The 13216-nt window shown below is 32.2% G+C and carries 16 protein-coding genes; 3 read left to right on the top strand and 13 right to left on the bottom strand.

The features are described from left to right. The first annotated feature begins 36 nt into the window (after positions 1-36). On the top strand, positions 37-1311 hold the full coding sequence (locus COE53_RS16475; protein ID WP_098948396.1) for a Y-family DNA polymerase: 1275 nt from the start codon (positions 37-39) through the stop codon (positions 1309-1311). Next, entirely contained in the window at positions 1308-1652 is a 345-nt protein-coding gene (locus tag COE53_RS16470; RefSeq protein WP_098948395.1) for a YolD-like family protein, read from the top strand. The genes COE53_RS16475 and COE53_RS16470 overlap by 4 nt, the downstream gene beginning before the upstream one ends. Positions 1653-2001: 349 nt before the next feature. Here the strand turns inward: COE53_RS16470 and COE53_RS16465 are convergent, their stop codons facing one another. The 7 genes from COE53_RS16465 to COE53_RS16440 form a co-directional block, all read right to left on the bottom strand. Next, a complete protein-coding gene (locus COE53_RS16465; RefSeq protein WP_098948394.1) occupies positions 2002-2634 on the bottom strand; it encodes a PH domain-containing protein in 633 nt (210 codons plus the stop codon). A 14-nt stretch (positions 2635-2648) separates the two neighbouring features. Continuing rightward, positions 2649-3833, bottom strand: a complete 1185-nt coding sequence (locus COE53_RS16460) for a YHYH domain-containing protein (RefSeq protein ID WP_098948393.1) — start codon at positions 3831-3833, stop codon at positions 2649-2651. Positions 3834-4089: 256 nt separating this feature from the next. Beyond that, entirely contained in the window at positions 4090-4158 is a 69-nt protein-coding gene (locus COE53_RS24405; RefSeq protein WP_286162589.1) for a DUF2711 family protein, read from the bottom strand. Further along, positions 4133-4708, bottom strand: a complete 576-nt coding sequence (locus COE53_RS16455) for a DUF2711 family protein (protein ID WP_286162587.1) — start codon at positions 4706-4708, stop codon at positions 4133-4135. Before COE53_RS16455 ends, COE53_RS24405 begins: the two co-directional genes overlap by 26 nt. A gap of 399 nt (positions 4709-5107) precedes the next feature. Then, the gene (locus COE53_RS24050) at positions 5108-5926 is read right to left on the bottom strand and encodes a collagen-like protein (RefSeq protein WP_098948392.1); all 819 of its coding nucleotides are present in this window, start codon (positions 5924-5926) and stop codon (positions 5108-5110) included. A gap of 274 nt (positions 5927-6200) precedes the next feature. Next, positions 6201-6641: a hypothetical protein gene (locus tag COE53_RS16445; protein ID WP_098948391.1), complete on the bottom strand. Its 441-nt coding sequence runs from the start codon at positions 6639-6641 to the stop codon at positions 6201-6203. Positions 6642-6889: 248 nt separating this feature from the next. After that, entirely contained in the window at positions 6890-7225 is a 336-nt protein-coding gene (locus COE53_RS16440) for a hypothetical protein (protein WP_098948390.1), read from the bottom strand. A gap of 228 nt (positions 7226-7453) precedes the next feature. Between COE53_RS16440 and COE53_RS16435 the strand changes: the two genes are divergently transcribed. Next, positions 7454-8671, top strand: coding sequence for an IS110 family RNA-guided transposase (locus COE53_RS16435; RefSeq protein ID WP_098948389.1), 1218 nt, complete (start codon positions 7454-7456; stop codon positions 8669-8671). Positions 8672-8868: 197 nt separating this feature from the next. Here the strand turns inward: COE53_RS16435 and COE53_RS16430 are convergent, their stop codons facing one another. From COE53_RS16430 to COE53_RS16400, 6 genes are all read right to left on the bottom strand, one after another. Then, entirely contained in the window at positions 8869-9303 is a 435-nt protein-coding gene (locus COE53_RS16430) for a hypothetical protein (RefSeq protein ID WP_286162585.1), read from the bottom strand. A gap of 119 nt (positions 9304-9422) precedes the next feature. Continuing rightward, positions 9423-9989, bottom strand: coding sequence for a hypothetical protein (locus COE53_RS16425; protein ID WP_098948388.1), 567 nt, complete (start codon positions 9987-9989; stop codon positions 9423-9425). Positions 9990-10098: 109 nt separating this feature from the next. Beyond that, positions 10099-11022, bottom strand: coding sequence for an SMI1/KNR4 family protein (locus tag COE53_RS16420; protein WP_098948387.1), 924 nt, complete (start codon positions 11020-11022; stop codon positions 10099-10101). A gap of 143 nt (positions 11023-11165) precedes the next feature. Beyond that, positions 11166-11540 carry a hypothetical protein gene (locus tag COE53_RS16415; protein WP_098948386.1) on the bottom strand — a complete coding sequence of 125 codons (375 nt, stop codon included), beginning with the start codon at positions 11538-11540 and terminating at the stop codon, positions 11166-11168. A gap of 839 nt (positions 11541-12379) precedes the next feature. Further along, complete coding sequence (locus COE53_RS16405; protein WP_098948384.1) at positions 12380-12718, bottom strand: hypothetical protein; 339 nt, start codon at positions 12716-12718, stop codon at positions 12380-12382. Between the two features lie 210 nt (positions 12719-12928). Beyond that, on the bottom strand, positions 12929-13216 hold a 288-nt coding region (locus COE53_RS16400), incomplete at its 5' end, for a GNAT family N-acetyltransferase (protein ID WP_142350413.1).

Genomic DNA, 13216 nt, shown 5'->3' with positions numbered 1-13216 from the left:
TAAGAACATACATTCCGTTAATTGGAGGTACTTATTATGTACGATTATTCAAATTTCCCTGAAGACCTCGTTTATTTTGTTGATATGAAGTCATTCTTCGCCTCAGTTAGTTGTATATTAATGGGATTGGATCCACTTAAAGTTAAATTGGCAGTCGTAGGTGATACAAATAGAGATGGTTCAGTAGTCCTAGCAGCTACACCTGAAATGAAGAAATTAGGAATTAAAACAGGAAATCGACTTTTCGAAATACCTAAACAAAATGACATTTATATTGTCAATCCATCAATGAGTTTGTATGTAAATATTTCAAATAAAATTACTGAACTTATGCTTACTAAATACGTTGCTCCTATCGACTTCATGCAATATTCTATTGATGAATTTGCTTTTTCAATGAAAGGTTATGAAAAACTTCATAAGCTATCCCCTATTGATCTAGCTCTCAAAATCCAACAGGATATTTATGATCATTTTGGCATTTCGAGTTCTATTGGAATTGGCAGTAACTTGTTACTCGCAAAAATCTGTATGGATATAGAAAGTAAAAAACATCCGAGTGGTATATCACAGTGGACTTATGTTGATGTTCCTACAAAAATGTGGAATATTACTCCCTTAAGTAAATTCTGGGGCATTGCTAAGAAAACTGAACAGAAGTTAAACAGATTAGGCATAACTACTATTGGTGAGTTGGCACGATACCCGAAAGAAGTTTTAATCAAACAATTTGGGAATGTGATAGGTACAGAATTACATCTCCATTCTAACGGAATTGATTACTCTCGAATTGGCGAAATGAAAGACTACAAACCGAAAGATAAGTCAATTGGCAAAAGCCAAGTTCTATTAAGAGACTATCATTCACATGAAATTAAAACGTTAATACTAGAACAACTTGAGGAAGTTTGTTTTCGATTGAGAAATCAAAACAATCAATCAAGAACTATTCATTTTGGGATTGGTTATAGTTCTGGCATTGGCGGATTTTCTAAAAGTGTCACCATTGAAGAACCAACAAATTTAACAAAAGACTTTTATCAAGTTTGTCTTAAAATTCTAGAAGAAAATTATAATCAAGAACCTGTAAGGACTATATCGATCGCTTTAAAGAACTTTGTAAATACTGGCACAGAACAAATTTCATTTTTTACTAATCCAATTAAAAAGCAAAAGGAGCAAAATTTATCAGCTGTGATGGATTCAATAAGACGTAAATATGGAAAAAATAGTTTGTTGAGAGCATGCAGTTTTACAGATTTCAGCACTATTAGAGGTAATAATAAGAAAATTGGAGGTCATTTCGCATGACACAAGATCGAATGGGTCGAGGTATTATTAAATGGCAACCTTTTGCATCGATTCCACAGCAGTTTAAAGGGATTGCTGAAATTATCGATAATCAAAAAAAGGTTCCCCATCCTATATTAAATGACGATGAGCAGGAACGTATCAATTATATTCTTGTTGAAGCTGTCGAAAGAAAAAATGATGTATCGTTAGTTTATTGGGTTAAAGGTAGTATTGAAACAGCAATTGGAAAAATCAAAAAAGTTGATGGGATAAACGCTTCTATTAACTTTGTAGATAAATATGACTCTATTCGTACTATTTCTATGATTTCAATAGTTGATGTCATATCCATTATCTAGTCTAATTACAATCCATCCGATACATTTGTCAGGTGATTAATATTTTTCTGGTCACTTAAAAAATCGGATAAAACTATCAAGACTTAACATTTTAAAGTCTTTTATAAAACATTTCAATATGTACCATATATTATGTATATTATTTTGGCTTAAAAATGGAGCTTCCACGTGAAAAGCACCCCAATTGTTAGACACAACTAACAATTGGAGGTGCTTTTCATGATTGGCTCCCAGTAGTTAATAAACTAAATGCGTTGGTTTATTACTTCACTTTATTAATATGTACCCTGAGAATTTTATGGAGGGAACTCTTGGATATGAGGCTGAGTAAAAAATACTCACTTTTTAATTATGCTGTTTGAGAAATTTGTAAAATAGTGTTCCCTATTCTTTTCATTTGATTTGCATCGAAAATCTCATCAAATTCCAAGCGTTTGACACCATATTGTAAGTATAAACCTTTCTCCAACATACCGTCCTTAAACCAAGAAACATCCTTTATCGTTTGATAGCGGAACTTTTGTACCATCGTTTGACTGTTATCTATAAACCACACTCTTTTATTTGTAGCAATCAGAAAACCTTTAATTTCTTTCTTTTTAGATTTATCAAACTCACAATTGATAAATGTTAAACCTTGCTCTCCAGTTTCAAAAATATTGTTATAAACCCATTTAAAAAATGCTTCATTCCTTTTTACTTCGTTGTATTCATATTGTGTGTAATCTAAGTTTTTCACATCAACCATTCGAGAAAGGACTGATTGGATTCTTTGCTTTTCTTGTTCTTTCTTTTCATCAGCGGCACGTTGTCGTTCTTGAGTACGTTTAAGAGTTACTTGTTTCTTACGACTTTTCTCTTCAGCTATATTATTTCGATATGTTTGAACTTTTTTTAAAGCTTTTTCTTTATCCGAGTTCCTTGTAAGAAACTTTACAAATATATCTTCAACTGCGTAACAAATCTTTTGGTATACTCCCATTCCGTCCACACCCCTTATTTAAGCATTTTTTTGGCAACATAAAATCTTCTACCTAACCATCCCGCAACACCAAAAGCAAGTGTACCAACTATTTGACGATTATTTTCTTTTTTCTCCTGTTCCCCTTTTACATAATTGTATTGATAAATTACATCAGCATGCGTATATTTCTCAGGAACTTTATTACTTTCACCATTTAAACCTGCATTGAAAGCGACTTTCGCTATGGATTTTACTATTTTATTAGAGTTAAAACCTTCTCTATACCATCCAATATATTTATCATTTTTTAATTTAGGTTGTTTATATTTAACCATCCTAAATGCTGCATCATATCCTTGTTTGACGTAAGTTTTTTTCAATTCCGCTTGACCCTTTTCATAACCTTTTTTATAGGAATCTACAATAATGGCATTATCATTTTTAAGATCATTTAATACATCTGACTTTCCATCTTTAAAACCGAGAGCTGTATACCTTTCAGTTAAGGCTTTTTTAAAGCCTTGTTCATATGTATCTTTTAAAGCGTTAATTGATATGTAGCTTTTAGGAATTGTAACCTCGTCTTGTTTTTTACCCAACGCGTAACCCTCATTACTCGCTTTAAATTTAAGTTTTTCTAATTCTGCTGCACCTTTTTTGTAGCCAGTTTCATACCCTTTTCCAAACCCTTCCTGATAAGCATCAGAACCAGAAGTTGATGAATCATTTAAATTTCCTTTTTCACCATCAATTAAACCAGCTGTATAGCCAGATTTTTCACCTTTAGAAGAATCTCTTACAGCCTGTGCTTTTGCTTTTTGTTCAGGACTTCCATTTATCGTTGAAGTGTCATACCCAGATGGAACCTCACACGGAATTCCATCATCAACCACGTTTCCCCAACCATCCAATTTCTCTGGGTCATAAGTAGCCGTATACCCCTTTTTATTCCAATATTCAACTACTTCATCGTAGCTAGAGAAATCAGAGCAATCTTTATCCCATGAACTATTAGAGTTTCCAGAAGAACTAGAACCTCCGCTTGAAGTTGAGCCGCCACCGTTATGGTAGTGATATCCTGAACAAAGTCCCTTTGCTTGTGATTTTGCGGAACAGTTGTGCCCCCCATTTGCATCGGTTCCTCCAGAGTGTGCATATGCATTTTGTTGAAACAAAAACACAAGTAAAATAGCTAATACTGTTGCAACTTTCCTCATCCCTTTATCCCCTCTACCTATTTAGTTTTCTATTACTATTTTACTAATTCCATATAATGGATGTAAACGTTTTCTTAATTTTTTGTTAAATAAATTTAATGGGAATTTAATTTTATACAAACGTAAAAGAAATCTAATTTTAATAATTAACTTTCTTTTCAGTTGTAGAACCAATTTTTCACTCCGCCGATCATGTTGTTCAACTAAAGCATGCGTTAGTCGCATAACGTCTAAAAAAAAAGTTGCAAACACAACTCTAACGGGGATTTGACAAATACCAATTAATATATGTTTTGTCGTCACATATTATAGCTTCCCATCCCATCCCATCCCATCCTTTTTACAATCTCATCAATCTTTTCGTCTCGTGTCATAAATATAGTAATAAAAGAATCATATACATTCATAAATGCGAAATCCATATTTTCATCTGTAATAATTAATTCTTTAAGAGCCAAATCGCTGATATCTAAAGGAGTAAGTTTTTCAATCTCTAAAACACCACTATTGTCTAATAATGGATCAGAGTAGCTAAAATTTTTAGCCCCTTTAGATTCTAAAACTATTTTTAAATTTTGGATTAAAAATACCGAAGTATAATCCCCGTTAGGATAAAAACAATCTTTTTTTATAAGAGTGTTTAATTTTCCAGCTAAATCATCTCTTATATATTGTTTTTTAAATGCACCAATTGATGTTTTTAATGCAATTGCTATCTCATTAAAATTTGTAAAACCACAATCATGCATCATACTCATCCAACTTACTTGTTTACCTAGATACAAGGTTTCCTCATCACTTGGATAAATGTGCTCAAATGCGTTATTTCTTTTATTTTGTTCCCAATCTTTGGGCATTGAATAAATGGGTGAAATAGTATTGCTGCTGATTTAAATCCGTTTGGAAGTTGATTTAATATAGGAGATTTGTCATCTAACCATATGTAATTTAGCATCTATAAGCTCCTTTACAATAATTTCTCACTACAAAAGGGAATTTTTAATTAAAAACCCACTAAACTTCCCACTCATTTTAACAAAAATTCACTTCAATTTTCCAAGGTGAAATATCCTATTTTTTTCTTCATTCTTGTTCCACTAACCTGCCAAATACATAAAAAAAAGCAGCCAATGACTGCTTTTACTCTGCAACTAACGCATGCGTTAGTTCAATATTGTGGTCTTATTCTTTTATTCAAAAATCAACAATTTACTTTAACAGAGCCTATGTAAAAAAATAAGACTCAAGAGTCTTAAAAGTAAAGATTCACTAAATTATTTTACTTTTTCGATTGTAACACTCACACGTGTTGGCGTTAATGAATTTGAGAGTGCGTAAAGATTAGGTTCACTACCTTGCATATACCATTGTCCAAAAAAGTACTGAACAGGTGAGTCTATCGTTAGATAAGCTTCCCCAGTGTTATAGTCATAATCGTATGAATACAAAGTTGCTAAGCGTTCGTAATAATCAACTGCCCCACTAGCAGTAGAGGGATAGCGATACAATTGAAGGTAACCCGCGCGCTCATCTCCATGATAAGTAATTTTGTATTCACCAGGCGTTTTAAGTGTGAATATCGTTCCGTTTAGATCGTCCACGTGCCTTGCCGTAATCTGGTCATCCGACTGATTTATCGCATAACTAATCGGGTCTAAATACTGGTAATCAACGAATTTTAAAGCATAATTGACTTTACTATGTGAATAGTCAGAAATGATACTCGCATAAGTTGCCTTGATTCCGACTCCCTCGCCTTTATCCCCCTTAGGACCTTGAATCCCCTGTTCACCTTTATCGCCTTTAGGACCTTGAATACCTTGCTCTCCTTTTGCACCTTGAGGTCCCGTCGCGCCTGTAGATCCTTTAGGACCTTGAACTCCTTTATCGCCCTTATCACCTTTTGAATTCCACGTAATTAACGTTTCTTGTGACTTACATTTACTACCTTTACTAATGACTCTTAAAACACCATCTGATTTCTTGACGCACCCATAATAATTTGTATTTGTAGTAGTTGCGTAACTTATGGTTCCACCAATAATTCCAATAAACAAAATGAATGCACTTACAATGAAGATATTTCTCCTCATTATTTCACTCCCTATTTTCTCATTTTTTAATACAAAAATTATAACTTAAAATTTTAATTAATTTTTATTTTACTATTCATTTAGAATTAATAATTTATCGACAAGTTTTATTATAGTGACAGATTATCGTAGTGATATGTCTAGTAGGGGGGAGTGCCCTTTTATGGATATTCTTTTCAATTATCCTGCCAATTTCGCTCAATAAAAAAATCGACTAAACAGCCGATCATGTTGTTCTACTAAAACATTGCGTTAGTTACATAGCTTTATTACACTACACATTCGTTTGAACCCCTGGATGTTCTATATTTTTCTTTTCTAAAACAGTTATGAGTATATATCCAAAAATTAGGGCAGCAACGAGATATATTTCACTAGACAAAAGAACAGTGCTTATATAGTTTGGTAACATCAAGATACGTGCTTTGGCATAAATCAAAGGATACAATGCAATATATAGTGCTGGTACACCAACAAATACCAATTTTTCTAATTTGAATGCCCATCTTCCACTTTTACTGTTCTCTTTAAGAATTGTAGGTAATCCGAGGATTATCCCAATGATGATGTATAACAAAGGGGCATAAATTATCATTGGGATGAAATTATAAGTTTCAGCTGTATGTTGTTTCAACAATTGTTGGAGTTGTAATACAATGAAAATTGTAATAAAGAAACCAACCGAATATAAGAAGTATCGATATGCTACCTTCAACGAAATAAGAATCACTCCTTTTCAAGGTTTACATTTATATATTCTTCAGATTACAGATTATACCTTTTGCTTGAGAATACAGTACGCCTGCTAATTAGTGCAATTTGGTTTAGATCAACACTAAAGGGATTTGACTACATTTGTTATAAAGGATCAAAAAAGTCGACTTCCTTTTTCGAAAATCGACTTTTTAATATACTCTTGTTCAACTAACGCATTACGTTAGCTACATAAGGAAATTCAAAATTCTATTTGCATAAAGTTTTTACTTGTTCATTAAATTCAGTATTACTCTTGTAGTATTCGCCCTTTAATTTTAGTAGTTTAAAGTCTCCCATTTCTTTACCTTTATGATAAGCCTTTACTGAGCATCCGTCGTCAAAAAGTAAAAGGACAGCGCGGTCTTCTTGATTTTCGTCACGAATAAACTTAATCTTCTTGACATTCTTAACCCACTTATTAATATTCTCAAGGTCTGTTAATTCTTTAAAGTTTCCATTTTTTCCGTAAACGATTTTAGTTATTTCTTTTTCTGTATATATTGACTCAAAAGTCATTCCGTCTTCTTTTTTTTGACAGGACATTAAAACTACTACAATAACTAATTAAATCCGTCAATACTGGTTCTATGGCTGGGTGAGGAAGGTCGATACACTATGGTGCCATTAAGAGCCCATCATTTAGTTTGACTCCAACGATCACGGTGCATCACAGACTGTCGCTCCCTTACGGGAAGCACTCATGGTAGATTAATCCTATTCTGATTTTTGCACCAGCCTCCATTTTTATAAGCCATAGAAAGGATGAATTCAATGGAAGTTATCATTGAACGAGTATGCGGTATAGATGTCCATAAGGACAACGTTACTGCCTGCATAATGACACCTAAAGGAAAGGAGATTCAAACTTTTTCTACAAAAACTGTTTTTTTATTGAAACTGATGGATTGGATAAAATCACATGGATGCACTCATGTTGCGATGGAAAGCACAGGTGTATATTGGAAACCTATTGTTAACCTAATTGAAGCCGAAGAAATAGAGTTTTTAGTCGTCAATGCGCAACATATGAAAGCTGTACCTGGACGAAAAACCGACGTAAAAGATGCGGAATGGATTGCCCAGCTTCTCCGCCATGGGTTACTGACGGCTAGTTTTGTACCCGATCGAAACCAACGAGAACTAAGAGAGCTCGTTCGATATCGTCGAAGTATCATTGAAGAACGCGCTCGACAACATAATCGTATTCAAAAAGTACTAGAAGGCGCAAACATTAAACTAGGCTCTGTCGTTTCAGATATTATGGGTGTTTCAGCTAAGGAGATGCTTTACGCCATCGCAGATGGCGAAGAAGATCCTACTAAACTAGCAAGTATGGCTCGCCGTTCATTAAAACGCAAAAAGGACGAACTTGAACTCGCGCTTCAAGGTTATGTTAGTACTCATCAGCGTATGATGCTGAAAACAATATTAACTCACATTGATTTTCTAACTGAACAAATTGAAATACTCGATTTAGAAGTAACCCAAAGAGTAAGCTCTTATCAAGAAGACATTGAACGGCTGGACTCAATACCTGGTATCGCTAAACGTATGGCTGAACAGATTCTAGCAGAAATTGGTACAGATCTAGAGAACCAATTTGGAAGTGCACCTCGATTATGTTCCTGGGCAGCGCTAGTTCCTGGACATAATGAAAGTGCTGGTAAAAGAAAGTCTACTAAATCCAAAAAAGGCAATAAATATTTAAAATCTGCCTTAACTGAAGCCGCACATTCAGTAGCTGCATCCAAAAACTACCTTGGTGCAATGTATAGACGATCAGCAGCCCGAAAAGGTAGGAAAAGAGCAGGCATTGTAGTAGCACATGCCATGTTAAGAATTGCTTATTATCTTCTAACGAGAAAAGAAATGTATGTAGACTTAGGCGAAGAGTATTATGATAAACAAAAAGAAAAATCTATAGTCCGTTATTCGGTTCGAAGACTAGAAAATCTAGGTTATACTGTATCAATTTCAGAAGTTTCATAATCCATCAATTAATAAACTAATTTCCTAATATATAAGTCATAAGACGCTTTTTTAAAAATTAAAATGAAGACGTCTTCTTTAGTAATGCCTTTTTTACATTTATACTGAAAGTATTTTTCATGGTAGTGCTATAAAAAAATCGACTAAATAGTCGATCATAATGTTTAACTAAAGCATGCGTTAGTTGCATAAGCATTTTAGTGGTATCGGAACCAAACAAACCATCCTTTTTCTTTACTTTTAGCTAAAAATATTTGACCTTGGGCTAAGTTAGCTCCAGGTGCTTTTGGGAAATCTAAACGGACAAGCCATGATTTTTCAGCAATTTCTTTCCCACAAAAATATTTTGCCATTCCAAAATAATCTTCTTCTTCTTTCACACCAACTGTTTTAGGGAATGGCTTTGCCGTAACTACATTCCACTTCGTATAAATTTCAGGAAGATCCTCTAAACCTGTACCATAAGTTTTTGGTATTAAGGTATCTAAGGCTTCAATTACCTCTTTTTGATCCTTCATTGATGTTTTGTCTAAGTCACTTAACACAGGACACTTTTTAGGTTGCGCGTATCCTACAATCGATCCGAAAGATAACATCATAATGAACAAAAAAATCATCACTTTAATCTTCATTTTCTACTCACCTCTGGTGTTATCTTCCCTTAATAACTCGATTGTTATTAACAATGTGCCATTTAATAATAAAAAAAGAACCACTTTAAATGGTTCTTGCTATTCAACTTAAGCATGCGTTAGTTGCATAAGTTTATTTTATTGATGAAATCAATTTCAAATTTTAAATCACTCTTTTTCTCTTCTTTATTTGCTAATATATTTGTAACTATTGGAAAACGTTTCTTGTTTACCAAATAATGTTTTAACTCTAAAAACGTACTTAATGGGAATTCATTTTCACACCACATTTCTTTATATCCAACGATTCCAAACTCTAGTAAAATAAGTTCGACTTCTCTTAGTACTTCTTTTAGAAAAACATCATAAGGACATTCTTGGTTTAATACTACTACACCATCTCCTTCATCATCTTCAAAGTAGGTAAGATTAACGTGTATATTTTCATTATCTATATATTTAAAGTTCCAGTCTAACCTATCAGGTTCTGCATCCCAAAAGTAATACGAGCCACCCTCTTTATAGTCGCCTTCTGTATCAAATACTGGATGAATTATTTTTATTGCATTTAATAGTCCACCTAATGCATCTGTAAGATAACCAGGACTAAAACTAAAACTTTGGGAATTAATTTGTATATTAAAATTTGCCCAACCAGCCCCTAGTAATTTATATTCAAACTTCATAATTTCAAACACCCTTCTAATCTATTTTGATACTAATTATATCATTCCTTATTCCACTAAACTGCCATTTAGTTGAACAAAAAAGAGCCGTTGAACAACGAATAGTAAATTAAATTCCTAAAATTGTTATATAATCATGACTTTTACATTGTTCAGAAATCCATTTTTGAAAATCTATGATCAAATTAATTAATTCTAAAACGTTTTGATTAAAGTTTTCTTTAAATTGGGATTCTGTCTTGTCATCAAACAAAAATCCAATCTTATTTTTAACTTCATTTTCTTTTGGATTTTCTTTTAAAAATAGTTTCAGCTCTTCTAAGTCATCGAGGATCAAGCCCCAAGTATATTTATCAATTTCACTAAACCCCCAAAGGCTATATCTCTTATACATCTTCTCAATCGAAATTGATAAATATGTAAAAGTCTCGTCGGTAAAGTAAATAGAATCTTTATTCCAATGATCACCTGTATCTTTTCCAGGTTTAATTTCCACATAACATGTACCCTTTAGTGCCACTACATCATAAATAATTTTAATTGGCGATAATTTTAATGCTTCTATTTCATCTTGGATAATCTCTAAAAGAAAATCACCAAAATCTTCAGCAATCAATTTTTGCTCTCCCCAGTCCTCACCTAAATTAAAAGAAACGACTGCTGGTTCGTTTTCGTCATTGAGCTTACTAAAATCTAAACAATATACTATGTCTGGATCATAATCTATAATAGTAATAAAGTTTTCTGGTAAACGCTTCAGTCTTCTTTTTGTCAAAGTGAATCGAACTGCATCTGGATAGTCTAGAGTTGGTGATTCATGAAAGTTCTCATGAGTAACGCCTAAAATTTCATATGTTGCAAAAACACCTGCACCATAATTATTAATAAAATGTTTATAGATTTTTGAGAATTTCAAACTTAGTGCAGTCTCTGCTTTCTCAATTAAATGGTCCGAACATCCACTAACAAAATCATAATCAACTTTGTTTTGTTCTAATAGCGCTAATGCTTTTTCATAGTTCGACCATCCCATATGTATACCCCCAAGAAGTTCATTTACTTATAAAATATCATAAACAAATCTGTTTTACTCCCTAATTCCATAACAAAAGGACTGACAAAACAGCCCCTTCATGTTCTTCAACTAACGTGCTCGATAGTTTCATAAGTATCTACTTAACTTTTAAATATTTCATTAATCATCTTGCTAATTTTTTCTTCTAAGTCTTCTTCACTTAAATGCTCATTTTGATCAATAAAATAATGTATTTTTGTTATACCGACTTCTTTTTTTTTGAAATTTTGTCTTTGTTTCACAAAATTAAACCAAGAGTAAATCATAAAACTAATAGCAAATACCAAAAGAATCATTAACAAGATTGGTTGATTCATTTTCGTAAAACCAAACGCAAGGTTTAATAGTGGAGCTAAGCAAACAATTGAAATAAAAATAGGTTGAAACCATTTTGGTTTTGCTAATTGAACCAATCCATCAACAAAAAAGTGATAATCCTTTTTATGAATTAAATTCTTCTCATGAAGTTTCTTCATTTCAAGTAATCTCCGAGTTCATAATGTTTAAATGGTCTGAAATATAATAAATATCATAATCGCAGCAAGTACGATCGTAATAAAGAATTGTTTCCAATTCTGTACTAAAATAGGTTTTCTTCTTACTACCCTATAAATTATTGAAACAATATTAATTAAAATCACGCAAGTAAGGAAATAAAAAAGATATCTGTGATCTCCATGAAATATACGGTCTATTCTTTCCACTTAAAAATATCTCCCTATAATAATTTTTTTTTCAAATATCAATTCGATTTCTTTGAACAAGAACACATTATTACTTTTTTTTGCATAAAAAAAGAATAAGCTACCATAAGTAATCCAATTATTATTGCTAGGGTTGCATTCAAAATAATCCCCTCCAATATACTCTTCAAAATTCAGTTGATTTTATAGTTTTCCCAGTTACTAGAATGGAAAAAACGCTACCGAACAACTAATGATCTTCAACTAAAGCTAGACTTAGCTGTACATCAATAATAAGAATATTACATAAATAATTTTACAAACCTAAAAGCATCTAGCAATAGAAAAAAAGAAAAACAAATTATAATTAAATATAAATATGCCTTGGACAATTTTTGTTTAAATATAGAAATGGTATTTATAAGGATTCCCACTCCTATGGAAATTCTCGAAATTAAAGATATTACCTCGTTATGATTATAAAACCAAGATAAAATACTTAGAACAATACCAATACTTAAGATTGCTAAAGTAAAAAATTTTTTCAACTGTGCTTGCCTCCTATCCTTTATGTGAATAATAAATCCGCAAATGCGACTCGTGATCATATTCAACTAGAGCATACGTTAGTTCTATAAATAATATTGGTTAACAATAATAATTACAGAAATTAATACACCTATATAGAGTAATGAAGAGACCAATCCGATATCTTTTCCGTTTCCAACTATTTTTCGGATCCCATCTTCAATCACTCTGATTAATATTATAAATAGAAAAAAACATACGATATCTGCTATAAAATAAAAACTACCAAATAAATTACTAATTGCCGAAAGAGGCTTCCCCCACTGATATTTAATGCTAAAAAAGATAAATAGAATTATAACTGATATGAAAATTAATGATGACATATCTCTTTTAATGTAATCTTTTGTAAGCCATTCTTTGAAACTTCTAAAATAATTCAATTTAATCCCCCATAAGTGTAAATCGCATTTAATTTAATAATAACAATATTCTTATTAATATTAATTAGTAAGTTTTTACATTTTTTTTACTACTGAGCCTTATTCAACACCTCTGCCCAATACTAAAATAAAAAAGCAGCCATTGGCTGCTTTTAATCTTCAACTAACGCATGCGTTAGTTAAATAAAAATTTTCTTTAAATGTCTTTTATCATATTTTCTGTACTTCGATTAAACCATCTTTTTCTAAGAATTCATTCCACTCTTCTCGCAATAACCCCATACGAATCGAGTCATAATAATTCCCATCATAAAAACGACATTTTCTTAATCTTGCTTCCATTGTCATTCCTAATTTTTCTCCAACTTTAATCATACGATGATTACCAGACCAAGTTGTATAACCTACACGTACAAGAGGTAGTGTATTAAATAAATGATTAATCCAAAGTTTTAAAGCTCTTGTACCAAAACCTCCACTCCAATAGTTGGGATCATA

It is taken from the genome of Bacillus sp. AFS029533 (assembly GCF_002585125.1).
Taxonomy (GTDB): domain Bacteria; phylum Bacillota; class Bacilli; order Bacillales; family Bacillaceae_G; genus Gottfriedia; species Gottfriedia luciferensis_B.
The sequence above is the reverse complement of the archived record's forward strand: the minus strand, read 5'-3'. Positions and strand labels throughout refer to the sequence as shown.